The 20,589-nt window shown below is 42.6% G+C and carries 18 protein-coding genes; 12 read left to right on the forward strand and 6 right to left on the reverse strand.

The features are described 5' to 3' along the window. The first annotated feature begins 152 nt into the window (after nt 1–152). The 4 genes from KOL94_RS02290 (at nt 153) to KOL94_RS02305 (ending at nt 3,853) form a co-directional block, all read left to right on the forward strand. Nucleotides 153–869 carry a DUF421 domain-containing protein gene (locus tag KOL94_RS02290; protein ID WP_260412178.1) on the forward strand — a complete coding sequence of 239 codons (717 nt, stop codon included), beginning with the start codon at nt 153–155 and terminating at the stop codon, nt 867–869. 167 nt (nt 870–1,036) lie between these two features. Next, entirely contained in the window at nt 1,037–1,783 is a 747-nt protein-coding gene (locus tag KOL94_RS02295; protein WP_221563692.1) for a hypothetical protein, read from the forward strand. A 29-nt stretch (nt 1,784–1,812) separates the two neighbouring features. Then, nucleotides 1,813–3,090 carry an efflux RND transporter periplasmic adaptor subunit gene (locus KOL94_RS02300; protein ID WP_221563694.1) on the forward strand — a complete coding sequence of 426 codons (1,278 nt, stop codon included), beginning with the start codon at nt 1,813–1,815 and terminating at the stop codon, nt 3,088–3,090. 283 nt (nt 3,091–3,373) lie between these two features. Continuing rightward, nucleotides 3,374–3,853 (forward strand): GNAT family N-acetyltransferase, encoded by a 480-nt coding sequence (locus tag KOL94_RS02305; RefSeq protein WP_221563696.1) that lies wholly within the window; start codon nt 3,374–3,376, stop codon nt 3,851–3,853. 48 nt (nt 3,854–3,901) lie between these two features. On the opposite strand, the gene trhA is transcribed toward KOL94_RS02305, so the two are convergent. Both trhA and KOL94_RS02315 read right to left on the reverse strand, forming a co-directional pair. After that, the gene (gene trhA, locus KOL94_RS02310) at nt 3,902–4,555 is read right to left on the reverse strand and encodes a PAQR family membrane homeostasis protein TrhA (RefSeq protein ID WP_221563699.1); all 654 of its coding nucleotides are present in this window, start codon (nt 4,553–4,555) and stop codon (nt 3,902–3,904) included. Nucleotides 4,556–4,572: 17 nt separating this feature from the next. Beyond that, the gene (locus tag KOL94_RS02315; protein WP_221563701.1) at nt 4,573–6,342 is read right to left on the reverse strand and encodes a B12-binding domain-containing radical SAM protein; all 1,770 of its coding nucleotides are present in this window, start codon (nt 6,340–6,342) and stop codon (nt 4,573–4,575) included. 500 nt (nt 6,343–6,842) lie between these two features. On the opposite strand from KOL94_RS02315, the gene KOL94_RS02320 reads away from it, so the two are divergent. From KOL94_RS02320 to KOL94_RS02330, 3 genes are all read left to right on the forward strand, one after another. Further along, entirely contained in the window at nt 6,843–7,130 is a 288-nt protein-coding gene (locus tag KOL94_RS02320) for a 4a-hydroxytetrahydrobiopterin dehydratase (protein ID WP_221563703.1), read from the forward strand. Nucleotides 7,131–7,139: 9 nt separating this feature from the next. Further along, entirely contained in the window at nt 7,140–8,051 is a 912-nt protein-coding gene (locus KOL94_RS02325) for a fumarylacetoacetate hydrolase family protein (RefSeq protein WP_221563705.1), read from the forward strand. A 74-nt stretch (nt 8,052–8,125) separates the two neighbouring features. Further along, nucleotides 8,126–9,559, forward strand: a complete 1,434-nt coding sequence (locus tag KOL94_RS02330) for an NAD-dependent succinate-semialdehyde dehydrogenase (protein ID WP_221563707.1) — start codon at nt 8,126–8,128, stop codon at nt 9,557–9,559. 187 nt (nt 9,560–9,746) lie between these two features. Here the strand turns inward: KOL94_RS02330 and KOL94_RS02335 are convergent, their stop codons facing one another. Together KOL94_RS02335 and KOL94_RS02340 are read right to left on the reverse strand one after the other, a co-directional pair. After that, entirely contained in the window at nt 9,747–10,202 is a 456-nt protein-coding gene (locus KOL94_RS02335; RefSeq protein ID WP_221563709.1) for a hypothetical protein, read from the reverse strand. 367 nt (nt 10,203–10,569) lie between these two features. Further along, a complete protein-coding gene (locus tag KOL94_RS02340) occupies nt 10,570–11,781 on the reverse strand; it encodes an ornithine--oxo-acid transaminase (protein WP_221563711.1) in 1,212 nt (403 codons plus the stop codon). A 148-nt stretch (nt 11,782–11,929) separates the two neighbouring features. Between KOL94_RS02340 and KOL94_RS02345 the strand changes: the two genes are divergently transcribed. Beyond that, a complete protein-coding gene (locus KOL94_RS02345) occupies nt 11,930–12,283 on the forward strand; it encodes a YisL family protein (protein WP_221563713.1) in 354 nt (117 codons plus the stop codon). A gap of 53 nt (nt 12,284–12,336) precedes the next feature. Here KOL94_RS02345 and KOL94_RS02350 read toward each other — a convergent pair whose 3' ends face one another. Further along, entirely contained in the window at nt 12,337–12,732 is a 396-nt protein-coding gene (locus tag KOL94_RS02350; RefSeq protein WP_221563715.1) for a hypothetical protein, read from the reverse strand. Nucleotides 12,733–12,820: 88 nt separating this feature from the next. Here KOL94_RS02350 and KOL94_RS02355 point away from each other — a divergent pair, with 88 nt between their 5' ends. Together KOL94_RS02355 and KOL94_RS02360 are read left to right on the forward strand one after the other, a co-directional pair. Beyond that, a complete protein-coding gene (locus KOL94_RS02355) occupies nt 12,821–13,186 on the forward strand; it encodes a cupin domain-containing protein (protein ID WP_221563717.1) in 366 nt (121 codons plus the stop codon). A gap of 161 nt (nt 13,187–13,347) precedes the next feature. Then, a complete protein-coding gene (locus KOL94_RS02360; RefSeq protein ID WP_221563719.1) occupies nt 13,348–15,900 on the forward strand; it encodes a bifunctional diguanylate cyclase/phosphodiesterase in 2,553 nt (850 codons plus the stop codon). Nucleotides 15,901–16,408: 508 nt separating this feature from the next. Here KOL94_RS02360 and KOL94_RS02365 read toward each other — a convergent pair. Then, on the reverse strand, nt 16,409–17,185 hold the full coding sequence (locus KOL94_RS02365; protein ID WP_221563721.1) for a carbon-nitrogen family hydrolase: 777 nt from the start codon (nt 17,183–17,185) through the stop codon (nt 16,409–16,411). Nucleotides 17,186–17,317: 132 nt separating this feature from the next. On the opposite strand from KOL94_RS02365, the gene KOL94_RS02370 reads away from it, so the two are divergent. Together KOL94_RS02370 and asnB are read left to right on the forward strand one after the other, a co-directional pair. After that, the gene (locus tag KOL94_RS02370) at nt 17,318–18,496 is read left to right on the forward strand and encodes a pyridoxal phosphate-dependent aminotransferase (protein WP_221563723.1); all 1,179 of its coding nucleotides are present in this window, start codon (nt 17,318–17,320) and stop codon (nt 18,494–18,496) included. 92 nt (nt 18,497–18,588) lie between these two features. Further along, a complete protein-coding gene (gene asnB / locus KOL94_RS02375) occupies nt 18,589–20,436 on the forward strand; it encodes an asparagine synthase (glutamine-hydrolyzing) (RefSeq protein ID WP_221563725.1) in 1,848 nt (615 codons plus the stop codon). Nucleotides 20,437–20,589 lie beyond the last annotated feature (153 nt).

A 20,589-nucleotide genomic window follows, 5' to 3' on the forward strand; every position in this document is an offset into this window, starting at 1 on the left:
GTCTTTGTTTGGTTCGAGACTCCTCGTCAGTTTTCCAGACCTACGTGCCTAACCGGGTCGCTTCCGCATTTCTTGTGCCCGCGGAAAGGGAGTGAATTTCGAAAAAATAGGAGAGGATGGTTTTATACTACAAAAACAGAGGAGCCTTTCTAATGGAAATATTTATGGACTCAGTCAAAGTGATTGGCCGTATCATCACCATCCTCCCCTTCATGTTGTTCATCACTCTTTACATGGGAAAAAGATCGATTGGAGAACTCCCAGTGTTCGATTTCCTTGTTATTTTAGTTTTAGGAGCTGTCGTTGGAGCCGATATTGCTGATCCGAACATCAATCATATTCACACTATCGTCGCGATGATCGTGATCGCTCTTCTAGAAAAATTAATCGTCTATCTGAAAATGAAGAACCGTAAGCTTGGAAAAATAATGACCTTTGAAACCGCAGTGGTAATCTATAATGGGAAATTTCTCTATGAAAAAATGAAAAAAGAAAAATATGCCATTGATAATATCCTTCAGATGCTGCGTGATAAGAATGTCTATAACATAGAAGACGTGGAAATTGCGATCATTGAAGCAAACGGTGATTTGTCTGTAAAAATGATTCCTTCAAAAGAAGGTGTTACGAGAGAAGATTTGAAGGTTGAAGGAGAACCTGGGAATTTTGAAATTCCGATCATTTTGGATGGGGAAATCCAGTTGGATCTATTGAGGTGGTTGAATAAGAATGAACTGTGGTTAGAAGACATGCTTGCAAAAAGAAATATTACTGATGTGAATACTGTTTTCTATGGGGCATATAACCGGAAGGGCGAGTTATATCTTTTTACTAAAGGATGGAACAAATCCGGACGTTCCTCCTATTGATCATTGACAACAAGTTTCTGTTGTAAGGCTTTATTCCTGTAACTAAATTTTCTGCTGTAAAAACAAGGATATTGCAAAAAAATATCGAAGTTTAGCAGAACGAAATGCCAATGTATTCTAGTTAACAATAAATGAAAAATAATTTTCGGAAAATATATTGGAAAAATATGATATCATTTGAGAAATCTGATAGGATAGATTATGTCATCATGTTCGACACAGAAGAGGGGGAATATCGGTTGGAGCATCAGGTACAGGTTTGGAAAGGGCTGTTCAGACCGCAAGAAACATTACATACATTGAGAGAGTCGACATCCATCCAAGGTTATAGATTCAGAGTTTTGATCCTATTATTGTGCAGTTCGATCGTATTCGGTTTTCTTTTATTTATAAGTGCACCTGAATGGCTGAAGATGCCAGAAGCAACTGCCATTCAATTGACGGCTGAGCAAAAACAGGCAGCTTCGATTTTCATCGGAATCGGTGGAGTGATCAGTGGTTTTGCCTTACCATTCCTACTTATAGGAACGTCTGCATTCTTATTCTGGGGATTCTTCCGGGATATTGGTTTTAAAAAGTTATTTGTTTTACATACGTATTTGTACGTCATCATTTTGATAGGCCTAGCAGCGAATATTCCTTATATGCTGGCTTTCGGTTCCACTGAAATGTTGTCGCCATTTGGTGTTGGCCCATGGGTTAATGCGATTACTGATAATGTATTTCTGACAAGCTTTTTCGGATGGATTACGGTCTTTTTCATATGGCATATCTATGCATCAATCAAACTGTTGATGGAAGCTTCGTTGAAATCTAAACGGTATGTATTGACTGTTTCGATAGGATTACATCTACTATTCCTCGTAATTGTCGCTGTCATCAATACCATGTACCATATGCAATTGAACGGATAGAATTGGGGGGCATCATGTTGAACCGGCACATGAAAAGAGCTTTGATAGGACTACCGATCCTATTATTCATCATATTGAATACGTACTTGTTCCTTTTGAATGAATCATTGTTTGCTAGCGAAAAGCCATATGACGTGACGAAGATCGAACAACGTGATTTAAGGGAGACGATTGAAGCTACGGGGATGGTTGTACCGAAGGAAACGCAGGAGTTTTACTATGAATCCCACCGCGGGAATATTGAAGAAGTACTTGTCGAAGAGGGGGATGAAATTTCTGCAGGAACAGAAATTTTAAAGTATCAAACGTCAGATATCGATAGTCAAATCACAGCATTAGAAAATGAAATTGATGAGCTTGAGACAGAAAAGGATTATTATGAAGATCGTGAAACCATTCTCCAAGGCCAGATTCGTACTGAGTCCAATAAAGAGGAAGAAGAGAAGAACGAGTCGAACATCTTCATGCTTGAACATCAGAAAGCCGATGCTGCCTATCAAGCTGATCGTGTAGATAGTCTCATATCCAGCAAGGAAAGTGAAATCAGTCTATTGGAATCACAATTGGACGAAAAAGTAGTCAAAAGCAATGTTGCAGGCACTGTCAAAAAGGTGAATAGAAATGCAGCATCGAGTGACCAACCCATGGTCATCATTTCAAGTGAGGATAATGTCATTGTAAGAGCTTATCTCTCAGAGGATGAGGTTGTGCTTTTACGAGAAGGGGATGAAGTAGCTGTAAGCTCTCCTCGTGGTGAAGACAGAAAAGGGCAGATAGTAAAAATCGGCACACCTGATGAGGAAAAAGAAGATCTGAAGTTCCCGGTGGATATTGAGGTTGAGCCAGAAGCGGAAAACCGAGCTCCAGTCGGAAGCACGGTGAACATTACTGTTAAACCAGTCGCTGTTGAAGATGCAGTAGCTGTTAAACATGAATGGATCGTCCATGATGATGGTGAGGACTTTGTCCTGGTCGTGAATAATGATTATATCGACAAAAGGAAAGTCAACTTCGGTTTCGAAAATGAAACCTATATAGAAGTGACCAAAGGATTGAAGGCTGAAGAAACGATCGTGATGAATCCGAATGTGCTGTTAGTCGATGACATGGAGATCGAAACGAAAGATACCGGAAAAAAGAAGAACGATCACAATGAAGAACCATCTTCTGATGATCAAAATGGAGAAGACCCAGCTGATGGTGAGAATCCTGCTACAGACTCAAACGACGCGGAAATTGGATCAGATTCGAGTGAAGATGATTCAGATAGTGTCGAACTTGATACAGAAGATGATGGGACCGAATAGATATAAAAAGAGGACGACTCCTAAAAATGCATGTGGTTTTTCGTAAGAAACCACATGTGTTTTTTCATTTTACTTAAAGATGGGAATGATGGAAAGGGGGATTTTGTCTTCCATCAACGATCTGTTATACCAGATCGTTGATTTTCATAATTCGCTGGGTCTCGCTGGCTCGCTACTCCCATAGGGGTGTCGCAAATTTGCTTCAATAAAACTTAGTCAGAAATCAACACTATTATTTAACAAAGCCTAATAAAAAGTAAAAAGAATAGGTGGCGTACATAAGATGTTCAATCAAATAACATTAAATAGATATGAAACAAAATACGATGCTGTTCTAAAGAACTTTTCCTTACCTGAGGAACAGGCGCAATTTACCGGAATGCCATTGGAAATGCTCATCAAGGCAAAAGACGATCCTGAAAGAAATCCAATCGTTATTTTAGAGGGAGCTCATCCTGTCGGCTTTTTTATGCTTTGTACCGGTGAGCTGGTTACGGAATATTCTTCGAATCAAAACGCATTACTCTTGATTGCCTTTTCGATCGATCATCCACAACAAGGTCGAGGCTATGCAAAAGAAGGTTTGAAAAAGTTAAGAGATTTCATTACTGAAGATTTCCCTGATAAAAATGAAGTCGTGTTAGCTGTTAATTGCAGAAACATTCCAGCACAAAAGCTTTACGAATCAGTAGGTTTTTTGGATACAGGAAAGCGGAAAATGGGTAAGATTGGAGAGCAAATGATTTTATCACTATTATTGTAATTTCCATCCATACCAAATTATAATGAAAAAACCGTCCAAAAGGACGGTTCATACCAATTGAAGCGGAAGGATGTACAAGAGGATGGCGAAAAAGTGGGCGGCTGATCCTGCCAGGACGAACAGGTGCCAGACTGCATGGTGATAAGGGAACCCTCGCCAGACATAAAACACTGTTCCGACAGTGTATAACACTCCGCCGATGATGAAAAGCTGCATCCCTGTGCTTGGCATCGTCGTCATCAATGGCTTCCAGGCAATCAAGGCGAGCCATCCCATCAAGATGTAAATGATGGTCGAGATGAACAGGAACCGTTTTACGAAGAATGCTTTGAAAAACACCCCGATAATTGCGATTCCCCATACCACTCCGAACAACGTCCATCCGAGTGCCCCTTTGACGACGATGAATAAGAAAGGGGTATAGGTTCCGGCAATAAAGATATAGATGGCGGCGTGGTCGAAAATCTCGAAAAGATCCTTCGCTTTTCCTTCTGGAAAACTATGGACCAGGGTTGAAGCGGTATACAATAGGAGCATCGAAGCACCGTATATTGAAAAACTCACCACATGCCAGACCGATCCGTCCAATGCTGACATGACGACGAGAAATACGAGTCCAACGACGCTGAATAAAGCCCCTATTCCGTGTGTGATTGCATTGGCAATTTCTTCTTTCCGTGTATACGTATGGGTATTCGCCATTATAGCCCTCCTATGTTTTAAACGACTTCCGTTGTTTTCGTATGCTCATCATCAATGGTGAATGAGGTTGCAGTTTTCTGTCTCGGGTCGAAATAGACGATCAAGAGCGTATCTTTTTCTACAAGTTCATCATCTGTTAAAAATGCATCTAAATCAAAGGATAACCGTTCGATCATCACATGCTTATGCAATTCTTTTTCACTCAGGTTGAGTTCCTTGAAGTCTCCTGACACTTTTTCAGGATGGTCAGCGAGAAATCGCAGATAAGCGGATTGCGTAGCCTTATCCATGGAAAAGTCCCACCATGGCTTTCTCGGCTTGTGGTTCTGACGGATGAAATAGTCATACTTCATCAAACCTTCCACGATCTCGAGGTTAGAAATACCCAGCACACTTAAGAAGGAGTGGAGGCGCTTGAATAAATCCTCCAGCTGATGTCCGATCCTTGACCATCCACGGGTTTCCCAATAGTCTCCGAATTGCTGAAAGAAGTCGAAGGCAGAAGGGAAGACGTGATCGATCAAATAACTGACAGTCGTGTCCATGCGGTGGTCATTCCAGAACTTCTCCAGGACATCCTCCACACGCTTGATCTTGATGATTTCATCAAAACTCAGCACATTGTTTCCAAGAATCTCATACGGTGCTTTGTCCATATAGATATAATCATGGTTGTCCGCTCGGAGACGCATTCCTGTTCCTCTGAGCATTTTCAAAAAGCCGAGCTGCACTTCTTCGATACGGAAGGCAAATACATCGTTGAAAGTTTTCCTGAACGAGTCATAATTTTCTTCAGGCAGTCCAGCAATCAAGTCAAGGTGCTGGACGATTTTACCGCCATCACGGACGGTTGTCACTGTTCTTGTCAGCTTTTCGAAATTCTGTCGTCTTTCAACGAGCTCATTCGTATTGTCATTCGTGGATTGTACCCCGATTTCGAACCGGAATAAGCCGGCAGGGGCATGTTCATTCAAAAAATTGATGACTTCAGGACGCATGATATCAGCTGTGATTTCGAACTGGAACACAGTGCCTGGAAGATGTTCTTTGATCAAGAAATCGAACATTTCGAGCGCATAATCCCTGCGGATATTGAATGTCCGGTCGACAAATTTGATGGTCCGTGCTCCATTATCCATCAAGAAACGAATTTCTTCTTTCATCATTTCAATGTCAAAGTAACGGACGCCGACCTCAATTGAAGACAAGCAAAAGGAACAGGAATATGGACAGCCTCTGCTAGTCTCGATGTATGTGACCCGTTTTGAAAGCTGTGGCAGATCCTCTTCCACTCGGAAAGGGGACGGGACCGTTTTCAAATCGAGCTTCGGTCTCGGACCAGTCCGGAATGGTTTCCCGTTCTTCCTGTATGCTATTCCTGCAACCGAATCGATATCTTCTTCCTTTTCAAACGCATGTAAAAGGTCTTTGAATGTTTCTTCGCCTTCACCTACAACGATGTAATCAACATGCTCAAGCCGCTCCAGCCATTGTGGCACATCATAAGAGACTTCCGGTCCTCCGAGCACGATTTTGACATCAGGTTTGATCTTCTTCATCATTTCAATGATCGGAATCGTTTCTTCGATGTTCCAAATATAACAGCTGAAGCCGATGACGTCAGGATTTCGGGAATACAAATCACTGACGATGTTCATCACTGGATCTTTGATCGTATATTCAGCCATATCGATTTTGAAATCAGGCTCACAATACGTTTTCAAATACCTTAAGGCAAGGCATGTATGGATATATTTAGCGTTCAGGGTGCTTACGACTATGTTCATCTTTTTCACTCCGTGTTGGTCAATGGTAATCAGCGATTCAACTTAAATGCTCAGTTGGATTTGAGTTAGAAATTCACGACACTCCTGCGGGAAAAGCGAGCCAAGCGAGACCCCGCACTTTATAAAAGGATCTTCGACTATAATAATGAACTTCGACTAAATACCACCACGTCCTATGGTGAACGTCGAAGTCAGTACATCCTGTACAAGTACGTCCTGTGGTGAACGTCGAAGCCACCACATCCTGTGGAAGTGAGTGAGGAGGCTTGCGGATCGTCCGCTGAATTTCTTGAAAATCCACAATAATTTATGACCAAAAAATAATGTACTATTTAACAACTCATTTTATCACATTTTGGTATGTGGCTCACGGTTAATGTGAAAAGAGGAATTTTAAAAGGAGAAATGGAAGTATATACGACGTTACGAGCGAAATGTTTTACAAAGGTGATCGATTAGCAGAAAATCAAATTAACACGGTAAAAGAAGGAGGGTCTGATATGGAACGATTAACAGAAGAACTAGTGTCTGAGCAGCTCCAGAAGCTTAAAGACTGGAAACTGACCGATGAAAAATGGATCACAAAGAAATATCGATTCAATGATTATCTGGAAGGAATTGATTTTGTCAGTAAAATCGCTCGTCATTCTGAGGAAATCCAGCATCATCCTCTCATTTCCATCGATTATAAGCTTGTAACAGTCAAGTTGAGCTCCTGGCAGGCAAAGGGTCTGACAGAACTTGATTTTAAGCTTGCTGCTGATTATGACCGTATCTACGATCAATAGGAGGAAAATATGAAATTCATCTATGGAAATCACCAAAATGAACCGATTGTTGCAGTCCTTTTAGAGAATCAGACTGAAAAAGCACTTGATCTGACACGTGCAGCATCTGCGGTGGGAGCCGATTTGCCGAATACACTACTTGAAGCTGTCCAACTTGGCGAAGAATTCGTCAAAAAGGTCGATGAGTTGCAGTCGCTTTTAAGAGAACAGGGTAATACCGAAAAGTACATTCTAGAGCTCAATTCGATTGAACTGCTGGCTCCGATTCCAAGGCCGACGAAAAATATCTTTTGTGTAGGGAAAAATTATCTCGACCATGCGCTTGAACTTGGTACAGACGCAGATGTACCGGAAGTGCCGATGATTTTTTCAAAAGCTCCAACGACGGTAATTGGTCCGGAACAATCAATCATCATTCCGACAGAGGTCACGACTGATATCGATTATGAAGGTGAACTTGCAGTGGTAATCGGGAAAAAGGGAAAGGCGATTACTCGTGAAGAAGCATATGACTATGTGTTCGGTTATACACTCATCAACGATGTAACCGCAAGAGACCTCCAGAGTAAACACAAACAATTTCTAATCGGAAAGAGCTTGGACGCAAGCTGTCCGATGGGACCTGCTTTGGTTCATAAATCAGCAGTCCCTGACCCTCACGATCTACATATTACCACTTACGTAAATGGAGAAACACGACAGAGTTCTTCAACATCGAAAATGATTTTCTCGATACCTGAATTAATCGAGGTCCTATCAAAAGTAATGACACTCGAACCAGGAGACATCATCGCAACCGGTACACCTGCTGGAGTTGGAAAAGGATTCAAGCCGCCTAAATATCTGAAAGCAGATGATGTCGTCAAAATCGAAGTGGAAAACATCGGTATCCTGTCGAACCCTGTACACAATGATGTTTAACGGAACCCACCGAATGGAATTGTAAAAGTAGAACACAGATTAGTTGTATCATTTTGAAAAATGGAGGCGTTACGATGGATAAAGGTATTTTTATCAATAATGAATGGTCTGATTACGGTCTGGAAAAAGTCGAAGTAGTGAACCCTGCAACAGGTGAACGCGTCGGTACAGTTCCTCGAGGCGGGAAAAAAGAAGCAAGAATGGCTATTGATGCAGCCCACGAAGCATTTCCATCCTGGTCCAATTTGACAGCATATGATCGTGCTGCTTATTTAGAGACGTTATATGATTTGATGCTGGAGCATGAAGATGAGCTAGCGAAACTCATGACGGAAGAAATGGGTAAGCCACTGAAAGAATCGAAAGGCGAAGTCCAGTATGCGGCGTCCTTCTTAAAGTGGTTTGCTGAAGAAGGGAAACGTATCTACGGCAGGACGATACCCGCTTCAAAAGAAAACAAACGAATGCAAGTCAACAAACAGCCTGTCGGCGTCGTCGGTGCGATCACACCGTGGAACTTTCCGGCAGCGATGATTACTCGTAAGCTTGGGCCAGCATTAGCAGCGGGATGTACGTTCGTCGTCAAACCGCCGAATGAAACACCATTGACAGCTGTACGTCTAGTAGAGCTCTGTCAGGAAGCAGGTATTCCGAAGGGTGTCGTCAACCTCGTATCCGGTAAGTCCTCAGAGATCGGGGAAGAGCTTTTATCTAATCCGAAAGTCCGTAAAGTGACATTCACTGGCTCGACAGAAGTCGGAAAGCTATTGATGAAACAAGGTGCGGAACAGGTGAAAAATATGTCACTAGAGCTTGGTGGGCATGCTCCGATCGTCGTACTGGATGATGCTGATGTCAAATATGCCGCCGCACAGTCAGTCGCCTCTAAATTTCGTAACGGTGGGCAGACGTGTATTTGCGGCAACCGGATCTATGTGCAGGAAAAGATTTATGATGAATTCATCGAAGAGGTAGTAGCCATTACGAAAAAGCTGAAGGTCGGCAATGGTCTTGAAGAGGAAACAGATATTGGCCCGATGATCAATAAAGATGCATATGAAAAAGTCGAAAAGCATGTTCAGAATGCAATCAAGCAGGGGGCGAAGTGTGTAGTCGGCGGAAAAGGTCAAGAAGCTGAGAACGGAACGTATTATTACGAGCCGACGGTCCTTATCGATGTTGAACCCAGCATGCTGATCATGAATGAAGAGACGTTCGGTCCAGTCGCTCCGATCCAAAAGGTGAAAACAGATGAAGAAGCTGTGACGTATGCGAATATGACGCCATATGGATTAGCGGCGTACGTGTTCAGTGAGCATTATAGTCGTGGATTGAAAGTGGTCGAAGCGCTCGATTATGGTATTGTCGGCTGGAATGACGGGGTACCTTCAGCCGCACAAGCACCGTTCGGAGGCATGAAACAGAGTGGACTCGGCCGCGAAGGCGGAATTGAAGGAATCGAAGAGTATCTTGAAACGAAATACATCTCGATTGGCTTGAAAGAATAGAATTTAGATGGGGAAAGGATTGACCTGACGGCAGAAATGCCCTAGTCAATCCTTTTCTTTTCTCGAATTTAGTCTAAAATTACTGGTTTAAATCAAAAAAATCGTGATTAAGTCTAAATATTTTGTTTTATGTCTAAAAAGTCCACTCCTAAGTCTAAAATCAATATCCGCGTGAGTTTCCGAATGCTTACTTGAACACAGCCCGATTCCGAACTTTGACACTTTTTTCTTTTTCCCCGTCTAGTAAAGGTGAAGCTACCAGTAGTAACGAGATGATCAAAGTGATATAGAAACCAGCTGTCACGATGTTTCCAGTGTTCGTGAGGATATAAAGACAGCTCATCACTGCGACCAGTCCCGCTGCACAATCCAAATAAATGCTTGGCTTCCGCTTTGAAAATAACATCGTGAGTACGAAAACTGAAATGACTGGTGCAAGCAGCATCACAAACAACGAGAACATTTGCTCATTGCTGATTTTCATGACACCGATACTGTTCAGCTGATTGGCAAGCGAAATTGTCTTGAATGGGAGAAGGTAGCCGATTACCGGAATAGTGGTGACGATGAAAGGTATTTTCAGCCATGGGAGTGCAAAGCTCCCGAGAAGAGCAATATGTAACCAGATGCGTAGTTTTTTCATAATGAACCCTCCAAAGATGAAATTGAGATAAGCTACCATAGACATATTCAACTTCACGTGCAATAAGAACTGACGAAGGTCCTGATATGGTGAAAATTATGTGTACACTTTCTGCTTTTATTGGACATAAATTTTGTTTTATGTACATTTCCCACGTTATATATACATATTTTCGTCTTTATCAACATTTGACTTATTTCGACATGCGGCAGGAAAAGCTTCTGTTTCCCAGCGAAATAAAGAAAACTTGGCAAAGCCTCGGCGCAGGCAGAGCCATAGTTGCACTGATATTGAAGAAAGTATTTTCTTTCTTTAAATGCAAAAAGAACAGGCGCCAATGAGCCTGTTCTTCATCAAAATGTTTCTTTTATGCTTCTAATACTTCTTTAATCTTTCCGATCGCCCAATCGAGATCTTTTTTGTCGATCACGAGTGGTGGTGCGAAACGGATGACAGTTTCGTGCGTTTCCTTACAAAGCAGTCCTTTTTCCTTCAATTCCTCACAATACGAGCGTGCGGCTTCAGTCAATTCAACACCAATGAACAAACCGCGTCCGCGAATTTCTTTTATCTTCGGATTGTTGATCTTCTTCAATTCCTCTTGGAAGTAGTTCCCCAATTCCAAAGAACGTTCTACTAATTTCTCTTCTTCAAGAACTTCAAGTGATGCGATCGCTACCGCACATCCTAATGGGTTCCCGCCGAAGGTAGAACCATGGGAACCAGGGCTGAAGACACCTAAGATATCTTTGTTAGCAGCAACGCAGGAAATCGGGAATACCCCTCCGCCAAGCGCTTTTCCAAGGATATACATGTCTGGAACGACGTTTTCCCAATCACAGGCGAACGTTTTACCAGAACGACCTAAGCCGGATTGGATTTCATCGGCAACCATCAACACATTTTCAGAAGTACATAATTCACGTGCTTCTTTCAAGAAACCATCTTCCGGAATGTTGATCCCAGCTTCACCCTGGATAGGTTCGAACAAGAATGCTGCAGTATTTTCTGTAATTGCATTACGCAATGCTTCGATATCGCCGTAAGGAATGACCTTGATACCAGGAAGCATTGGTCCGAATCCGCGCTTGTATTCAGCTTCTGATGAGAGGGAAACGGCTGTCATCGTACGTCCGTGGAAGTTTCCTTCACATGCGATGATTTCTGCTTGGTTGTCTTGTACGCCTTTTACATCATATGCCCAGCGGCGAGCGGTCTTGATTGCCGTCTCAACCGCTTCTGCACCAGTATTCATCGGCAGAATCATGTCTTTATTCGTCAGTTTCGATACTTTTTCATAAAATGGAGCTAGTTGATCGTTGTGGAACGCTCGGGAAGTCAACGTTACACGGTCAGCCTGCTGCTTAAGCGCTTCGATGATTTTCGGGTGTCGATGTCCTTGGTTGACAGCGGAATAGGCACTCAACATATCCATATACTTATTGCCTTCAGGGTCTTTCACCCAAACACCTTCAGCTTCGGAAATGACGATCGGGAGTGGGAGATAGTTTTTTGCTCCATACTGTTCTGTTTTCGAAATGATTTCTTCTGTTCCATGTTGGTTTCTTACTTTACTCATGTAGCTCACTCCATTCTTTTCAATTCATTTTGACTCTTTCCCCATTATAAATGAAAACGCTTATGCATTACACCCTCAGCATCAGATTTCCCTTTTGGAAAGGGTTTTGATATGATGAAATCGATTGAGTTTAGAGGAGGAATGCTGGATGCTTCATGCACATGTTACGTCTTGGGCGATTGCAATCATCCTGTTTTTTGTAACGTATTTTCTATTAAAAGCAGGAAAAGCGAAAGGCCATAAGATCACAAGCATGATTTTAAGGTTGTTTTATGTCTTCATTATTGTTACTGGCGGAATGATGTTCGTACAATACTTATCAGGCGGATATTATGAATTTAAATTATTTGCGAAAGCACTGGTTGGTATCTGGGTGATCGGAAGTATGGAAATGGTGTTGGCAAAAGCGAAAAAAGGGGCTTCTGTCACTGGAATGTGGATCATGTTCGTCATTTCACTGATCCTTGTTTTATACCTTGGTTATCACGCATTGCCAATGTAAAAGAAAGGACAAACCTTCAAGAAAGAGCTTATCCGATAAGGACAAGCTCTTTTTTAATCCATAAACGTATTTTCTGTGATGATCACCATGACCGCTTTTTCAATCGAGTCGTCCTTCGAATTGGTTTCAAAGTATGTATCGATTTGATCAAGAAGTTGATAAGGGTCATCTATGTGTATATCTCTTGACTTCAGACCCTTTTTTAGATGGATGGCAAAAGTAAGACGATCTTGAGTTGATAAGGACTGCCACTCTTGACCGGTGTGTTGTAAAATGTCTTCAGGATTCTTCGAAGAGGACGTGTGGCCGGCTGATGGTTCTCTTTGTTCTTTCATTTGGATCATGCTTTTTTCATCTACAAAAAAATCCGTTAATTCAGGACTAACAGCTATTGAGGAAATTCCCAATAAGACTGCAAGAGTAAGTAGACCGAATAAGAAGTTTTTCATATGTACCATGCCTTTATCTTAATGTGTATATCAGTATAACATTTCTGTGCTAAGCGGTTAACGTTCTTCACCAAAAAAGGGGGAAATTATGAAATTCTATCAATTCAATCCAACTCAAGCTAAGGTGATCGATCGGTTTAGTAGTTCAGGTGTACGTATTTCGCCTTTTATACGTCAAGAAGGATTTCAGCAGACAGCTTGTATCCACTTCGAAAAAGAAGGCTGCCTCGGTATGCATCCTGCCACAGTCAACCAATTGTTCATTGTTGTATCTGGTGAAGGGTGGGTACGTGTAAAAGATTCAGAGAAAGTGAAAGTTTCTGCTGGAATAGCTGTGTATTGGGAGCCGGGTGAAGAACATGAATCAGGTTCAGAGGAATCCATGGAGGTCATTGTGTTAGAGGGAGCGAACATCGATCCATCAACCTTCATGGCTGAAATCGAAGTGAAGTAGGATAAAAGACCTCATTTCCTTTATTCGAACACAGTAAAATAGGAGTTTATACACCCCGCTGATTGATGAAGGGAAGAACAAATTTGGTCGATAAAAGGTATGGATATGTCTTAAATTAACAATCAGATCATTTTCAATCGATGCTGGGGAAGGGTGTAAAGATGAAGACTGTCAGCACGATTTATAGTAGTAAGAAACAATTACAAACATTCATAGATATGAACAACCTACAATCGATGCATGATCGGTTATTGATCCAGATCTTCACATCAGAGGGGAAGGTACGTATTTCAAGACTTGTGGAGATGCTTGATCAGGAGTTTCCGAATGCAGCAATCATCGGTGCGACAGTGGACGCCTCCTTTTGCAAGGAAATCAGGACGAGCGGTACGACGATCTCTTTTACGGTTTTCGACAAGGTGCAGCTTGCATCTATTGGCATTTCTGATGATGGAAATATGGAAGCCCATGAATGTGGCATTTATATTGCTGAACGGATCATCAAACCAGATACGAAGGCCGTTATCCTGTTCGGAAGCAGCAGTACATATAACAATCTGGGAGTTCTGAAGGGGTTGGAGGAAAGGGTCCCTGGTGTTGTAGTTGCAGGTGGAAATGCCGTGCCGATTGGTGAACGGAATATAGAATACCTGATCTTCAATGAAGGTTTAATTGATTCAGGCGTGACGGCGGTCAGCCTGACTGGTGAGGAATTGAAGGCCTCGGTCCATGCTTGTTTAGACTGGAATACGGCAGGTCGCTCTTTCATGGTAACGAAGGCTGAAAATTCGATCCTATATACGTTGGATGATAAACCAGTCAAAGATATCTATGAAAAATATCTTGGAAGCGAAATGACGACGAGTATCATAGATTCCCATTCTTCCTTTCCTTTGATGGTGACGCGTGGAGAGCAGACAGAGCCTGTGATGGTGAAGCGTTTTTGTGAAGACGGTTCGATCGAAGTCTTTCAACCAATTCAGGAAGGTTGCAAAGTTTCAATTGGTTGCGGAGATGCCGGAATATTTCTGGATTCGATGAATTGTATCTATCGCCAGCTGGAAAATCAGCCTGTAGAAGGACTCTTCCTATATTCATGTTTATCCAGGCGCCGGTTTTTCAATATCGGGATCGCTCATGAGATGGACATGATCAAAAGACTCGTTCCGACAGTAGGGGCTTTCACAGCGGGTGAATATTATCATGAGGATGGAAAGAATGACGTCTTAAGCTATGCCCTTTCGTTCCTAACGTTAGCAGAAAATGAAACGTATATTGATGAACAAACCTTCAGGAACGCAAATAACGTTGCTTCCCACTACCAGGAATTTCTTGCGATGTCACAGCTCGTGAAGGCATCCACAGAGGATCTTGAGGTTTTGAACGATTCTCTTATGATAGCGGAAGAGAAAATTTCACAGTTGGCTTATCACGACAGTTTGACAGGCTTGCCAAACCGTATGTATTTCCATGAGAGGTTGGCTGAAGCGATCGAGTCAGCAGAAAAATCGAATGAAAAACTTGCTGTGATGGTAATCGATTTGGATGAGTTCAAGATGATCAACGATAGTCTAGGGCATCAGGCTGGTGACCGGATTTTAAAACATGTGGCAAGAAATATGAGCGGGATGATTGAAGAGGAGCAATGCATTGCACGGTTTGCTGCAGATGAATTCCTCATTTTCGTTCCTGGTGCAAGTGATTTGGATAAGCTGACGAGTTTAGCAAAAAATATCTTGTCAGTTATCAAAAAACCGATTTTCTTGAATGGCAAAGATTATGTTCTGTCTGGGAGCATCGGAATCAGTATTTACCCTGATGATGCCAGAGATGATGAGCACCTCTTGAAGAATGCGAACCTGGCGATGCACCGTGCAAAATTGGACGGGAGAAACAGTGTGCAGTTTTTTACTATGGAGATGAATGAATCAATTAACGAACGCCTTGAAATGGAATATCATTTGAGAAAGGCGATGTCGTTGGGCGAGTTTGAAATCTTCTACCAACCGCAGATTAATATATCCGATGGAAAAGTTTTCGCTTGTGAAGCATTGCTGAGATGGAATCATACGAAACGTGGAATGATTCCTCCTAACCTTTTTATTCCGATCGCCGAAGAAGCGGGATTGATTAATGAAATCGGAAAGTGGGTCCTTGAACAAGCCTGTAATCAAGTACGCAGATGGCACGACCAAGGTGCGGGACACTTATCGGTTTGTGTAAATGTTTCTGGAAGGCAATTTCAACGGTTAGAGTTCGTCGATGAAGTAAAAGAATGCTTGGGGATTTCTGGTCTGAGTCCTTCCGCCCTGCACATCGAATTGACGGAGAGCATCATGCTTGAAGATGTAGAGCATAGCCTGTGGATCATCAATCAGTTGAGAGCTCTCGGGGTGAAAATCTCTGTCGATGATTTTGGCACAGGATATTCTTCTTTAAGTTACTTGAGGGATTTTCCGATCGATATTTTGAAAATCGACCAATCGTTCATACGGAATCTGGAAGAATTCAGTTCAGATGCTGCAATTGTCCGTGCAATCATTACGATGTGTGAAGGATTGAACGTCACTGTCCTTGCTGAAGGCGTTGAAACGAAAAAACAGCTGATCACCTTGAAAAACTTTGGATGTGACCAAGTGCAAGGGTACTATATCAGCAAACCTGTCAATCCAACACAAATCCAAACCTTCCTAACAGGGAACAAAATCATTTGAAGAAAACCTGGCACAGCAAAAACTTCGTTTGGCGCTGGTTGAACCATAGTTGCTCTTATTTTGAAGGGACTGACCAATTAGTTCTGAGCATATGTGTTATACGCGATCCAACTTGCTGAATTAGTCTCCGAAAATCGCTAACGGACACAGGAGACCTTATTTTAAAAAACTCGCTCATTTATAAAAATAACGGACACCAGAGATCTTATTTCCTTAAAACCATAGAAGATCAGCTCTTTTGTTCACAAATAACGGTTCTGGTATCCGTTAATTTTTCAAAACATCCATGAAAACACAAAGGGGCTGATCAAACATCTATTTTCATCGATGTGTTGGATCAGTCCCTTTAAAATGTGAAATAAGGAAAGCGGCTCGACTCAAACCAATCGAACCGCTTTTTATAATTTAGGATAGGCGTGCCTCGTTAAGTGTGCCTGGCACCGGACAAGACCTCAACAGCGCCAAGGGTCCTGAAAGTGTGCCTGGCACCGAAATGTGGCGCTGCTTCCTAGTATAGGTCGGTGCGGCGGTCTTCGTAGATTGGTATTCGGGTACGGATTTCGTTTAGCTCGTCAATGGAGATGTCAGCGAATAAGATGGTTTCTGTTTCATCTGCTTCTGCGATGATTTCGCCCCATGGGTTGATGATGATCGAGTGACCGCCAAATTCATTGTCAGGATCAGCGCCGATACGGTTACAGGCAACGACGTAACATTGGTTTTCAATCGCTCGTGTAATCAAAAGGTTACGCCAGTGTTCCGTTCTAGGTTTCGGCCATTCAGCCGGTACAAACAACACTTTGGCACCATCAAGCGCATGCTTGCGCATCCATTCAGGGAAACGGATATCATAACAGATGAATCCTGCTGAAGGGACGCCATCGATTTCAAAATGCCCATCATTATTTCCTGCAGTCAGGTATTTTTCTTCATTCATAAGTCGGAACAAATGGACCTTGCTGTATTTTTTCACAACCTCACCTTCACGATCAAATACGATCATCGTGTTGTAGACGCTGTCTTCAGACCTTTCAGCGACGGAGCCCGCTATGATATTCACCCGGTAAGTCGATGCAAGAGAAGAGATGAATTCGATGGTCTGTTTCCCTTCATCATCACCGATTTCATCGAGCCTCTTTAAATCATACCCCGTCGTCCACATCTCTGGAAGGACGATCACATCAGCTGATTCATTACATGCATCGCGGATGGTCGCGGTCACTTTTTCAAAATTCACTTGTGGTTTTCCGAATTCTATATCCATCTGTATTACTGCTACTTTCATACAAGGACCCCCTTAATTCCAGATATTCAACATAAATTCCTTTACATTTAGTCATTAACACTTTAACATAAGTGATTAGAATTTTACGACAATTTACAATTAAAATTTTTCTCAATATAGGAGGTTATCAGATTGTCTCGTTTTCAACAATCAGAATCACTCAAACGTTTGCCTGACCAATTCTTTGCAAAACTTGTAAATAAGATCGAACCCTACTATCAAGCTGGTTATGACATGATCAATCTTGGACAGGGGAATCCTGACCAGCCTACCCCGGATCATATCATCGAGGCACTGCAGACCTCAGCAACCAACCCGATCCACCATAAATATCCGCCATTTCGAGGTCATACCTTTTTGAAAAAAGCGATTGCCGATTATTACAAAAGGGAATACGATGTCGATCTAGACCCAGAAAAAGAAGTCGCTGTTCTTTTTGGTGCGAAGGCGGGTCTCGTAGAAGTAAGCCAATGCTTGTTAAACCAAGGTGATACTGTATTAGTACCCGATCCAGGTTACCCTGACTATGAATCTGGGATCGCCATCGCTGGAGCAAATCAATATAAGATGCCGCTTAAAAAGGAAAACGACTTCCTGCCAGACTACGATTCTATTCCACAAAATGTACTGGAACAAGCAAAGCTGATGTTCCTGAACTATCCTAACAACCCGACAGCAGGAATCGCAACAAGGGAATTTTTTGAAGAGACGGTTGAGCTCGGTGAAAAGACTGGATGCTGTATCGTCCATGATTTTGCGTATGGATCGATTGGGTTTGACGGAAAGAAACCGATAAGCTTTCTTCAGGCAAAAGGGGCAAAAGAGGTCGGTGTCGAAATGTACACGCTTTCCAAAACATACAATATGGCTGGTTGGCGTGTTGGATTTGCATTAGGGAATAAGGAAGTCATCGAAGCACTCAACCTTATCCAGGATCATTACTACTGCGGTATGTTCGGCGGCATCCAGGAAGCAGCTGCAAGTGCACTAAACGGTCCACAAGACTGTGTACACGAATTGACCGCATTATATGAAAACCGTCGCAACGAATTCATCACGAAATTGAATGATCATGGATTCAACGTTGATCTTCCAAAAGGATCCTTTTTCTCGTGGCTTCCCGTGCCAGAAGGATATACATCACAAGAGTACGCGGAACTATTAATTGAAAAAGCGCATGTGATCGTAGCACCTGGAAATGGATTTGGCGAAACTGGTGAAGGATTCGTCCGAGTAGGTTTGAATTGTGAAAAAGAACGCCTGCTTGAAGCTGCCGACAGAATGATCCATTTACACGAAAACCACTTGTAATTCTAACTCCTCAACCAATTCGAGTGGGCACATTTCACTCTTCTCCGCATAAATTGTGTAGAGAGCAATCCCTGGAAGGGTGAGGTAACAAAATGTGTGGAATCACAGGATGGATCGATTTTAAAGAAAATTTGGCAAAAGAAACGGCAACAATACAAAAGATGGCAACCACGTTAGGGAAGCGAGGCCCGGATGCTACAACGCATTGGACATCACTCCATGTGGCATTCGGGCATGCACGTTTAATTGTGGTCGATCCTGCTGGTGGGGGTCAACCGATGCAGAAAGTCCATCACTCGAATCAATATACGATGGTTTATAACGGTGAATTATACAACACAGAAGACATACGGAAAGTCCTGGTATCCAAAGGGCATCGATTCGATTCCCACAGCGATACCGAGGTTCTTCTGACCAGTTACATCGAGTGGGGGGAGCAATGTGTAAACCATCTGAATGGCATTTATGCATTTGCTATTTGGGATGAAAAGCACGAGCGGGTTTTCATGGCGAGAGACCGGCTTGGCGTAAAGCCGCTATTTTACAGAGAAAAATCCGGAACATTGATATTCGGTTCAGAATTGAAGGCGATCCTCGCTCATCCGAACGTAAAAGCAGAGGTTGATCGCGAGGGCTTGCAAGAAATTTTCGGATTAGGACCATCAAGAACACCGGGGCATGGCGTTTATAGAGGAATCAAGGAACTAAGGGCCGGTCATGCGCTCAGATTGGACCGAAATGGATTGCGAATATGGCGCTATTGGGATGTGAAAAGTGAAGAGCATACGGATTCGCTCGATGAGACAGTTGAGCAGGTGCGATGGCTGTTGAAAGATGCTGTCGAAAGGCAACTGGTCGCTGACGTACCGGTGTGTACTTTTCTGTCAGGCGGGGTCGATTCAAGCGCAATCAGTGCATTCGCTTCGCGTTTTTTCCAACAGGAGGGGCGCGGTGCACTGCATACGTATTCCATCGACTATGAAGAAAATGATAAGTACTTCAAGCAAAGCACTTTCCAACCGAATTCCGATGGTCCCTGGATTGAAATCATGAGGGATTATTTGAAAACGGTCCATCACTCCTCTGTAATTGATAATGCAAAATTGCAGCATTACCTGACAGCAGCTGTCCATATGAGGGATTTACCAGGAATGGCTGATGTCGATTCCTCATTGCTTTGGTTTTGTGAAGAAATCAGACAGCAGTTCACGGTTGGGCTTTCTGGTGAATGTGCAGATGAAATATTCGGCGGGTACCCATGGTTTTATCGACCGGAATTGTTAGAGAGGGATGCGTTTCCATGGATGCATTCGACTTATGAACGTGAATCGATTTTGAGAACAGACTTGAGGAAAAAGCTCGATCTGAAAAATTATGTTCATAACCGCTATCAACAAACAATCAATGAAACTCCGAAACTTGATGGTGAAGAGCCAGCAGAGGCTAGAAGAAGAGAGATGTTCTACCTTAATATGCATTGGTTCATGGCGACGCTCCTTGACAGAAAAGATCGCATGAGCATGGGGGCGAGCCTCGAAGTCAGGGTTCCATTCGCTGATCATAGGATTGTAGAGTATGCCTGGAATATCCCATGGGAGATGAAAATGTTTGGGGGCAGGGAGAAAGGCATATTACGAAAAGCGCTCGAAGGTATCCTTCCAAATGAAATTCTGTATCGGAAAAAGAGCCCTTATCCAAAAACACATCATCCGGAATACACGAGGCTCGTAAAGGAATGGCTGAACTCGATCATTCAAAAGGATTCAGCGCCTATCCTTGATTTGCTAGATCGGAACAAGGTATCGGAAATCATCCAGACAGATGGCGGAGCCTTTAAGACCCCATGGTTCGGACAGTTGATGACAGGACCGCAGCTAATCGCCAATCTTGCACAAATCAACGTGTGGTTGGAAAACTACAATGTCAATATCATAGAGTGATAATTTTGCGTGCGACTCTTTTGAAGGGTCGCTTTTTATTTTCAAAACGCTTTTTATATAAAACCTCCTCAGAATGGAAAATTAGGTCCGGAAAACTATAAATCCGACGAATGTTCCGGTTAATGAAAAACATTAGGTTCATTATGTAGGACA

This window comes from Alkalihalobacillus sp. TS-13, from assembly GCF_019720915.1.
Taxonomy (GTDB): domain Bacteria; phylum Bacillota; class Bacilli; order Bacillales; family Fictibacillaceae; genus Pseudalkalibacillus.

Bases quoted from the DNA above. Each gene is read 5' to 3' on its own strand.
- KOL94_RS02345 (WP_221563713.1), top strand. From the start codon at position 11,930: ATGCTTCATGCACATGTTACGTCTTGGGCGATTGCAATCATCCTGTTT.
- KOL94_RS02300 (WP_221563694.1), top strand. From the start codon at position 1,813: ATGAAAAGAGCTTTGATAGGACTACCGATCCTATTATTCATCATATTG.
- KOL94_RS02295 (WP_221563692.1), top strand. From the start codon at position 1,037: ATGATATCATTTGAGAAATCTGATAGGATAGATTATGTCATCATGTTC.
- KOL94_RS02335 (WP_221563709.1), bottom strand. From the start codon at position 10,202: ATGAAAAAACTACGCATCTGGTTACATATTGCTCTTCTCGGGAGCTTT.
- KOL94_RS02330 (WP_221563707.1), top strand. From the start codon at position 8,126: ATGGATAAAGGTATTTTTATCAATAATGAATGGTCTGATTACGGTCTG.
- asnB (WP_221563725.1), top strand. From the start codon at position 18,589: ATGTGTGGAATCACAGGATGGATCGATTTTAAAGAAAATTTGGCAAAA.
- KOL94_RS02360 (WP_221563719.1), top strand. From the start codon at position 13,348: ATGAAGACTGTCAGCACGATTTATAGTAGTAAGAAACAATTACAAACA.
- KOL94_RS02320 (WP_221563703.1), top strand. From the start codon at position 6,843: ATGGAACGATTAACAGAAGAACTAGTGTCTGAGCAGCTCCAGAAGCTT.
- KOL94_RS02315 (WP_221563701.1), bottom strand. From the start codon at position 6,342: ATGAACATAGTCGTAAGCACCCTGAACGCTAAATATATCCATACATGC.
- KOL94_RS02365 (WP_221563721.1), bottom strand. From the start codon at position 17,185: ATGAAAGTAGCAGTAATACAGATGGATATAGAATTCGGAAAACCACAA.
- KOL94_RS02340 (WP_221563711.1), bottom strand. From the start codon at position 11,781: ATGAGTAAAGTAAGAAACCAACATGGAACAGAAGAAATCATTTCGAAA.
- KOL94_RS02355 (WP_221563717.1), top strand. From the start codon at position 12,821: ATGAAATTCTATCAATTCAATCCAACTCAAGCTAAGGTGATCGATCGG.
- KOL94_RS02305 (WP_221563696.1), top strand. From the start codon at position 3,374: ATGTTCAATCAAATAACATTAAATAGATATGAAACAAAATACGATGCT.
- KOL94_RS02325 (WP_221563705.1), top strand. From the start codon at position 7,140: ATGAAATTCATCTATGGAAATCACCAAAATGAACCGATTGTTGCAGTC.
- KOL94_RS02350 (WP_221563715.1), bottom strand. From the start codon at position 12,732: ATGAAAAACTTCTTATTCGGTCTACTTACTCTTGCAGTCTTATTGGGA.
- trhA (WP_221563699.1), bottom strand. From the start codon at position 4,555: ATGGCGAATACCCATACGTATACACGGAAAGAAGAAATTGCCAATGCA.
- KOL94_RS02290 (WP_260412178.1), top strand. From the start codon at position 153: ATGGAAATATTTATGGACTCAGTCAAAGTGATTGGCCGTATCATCACC.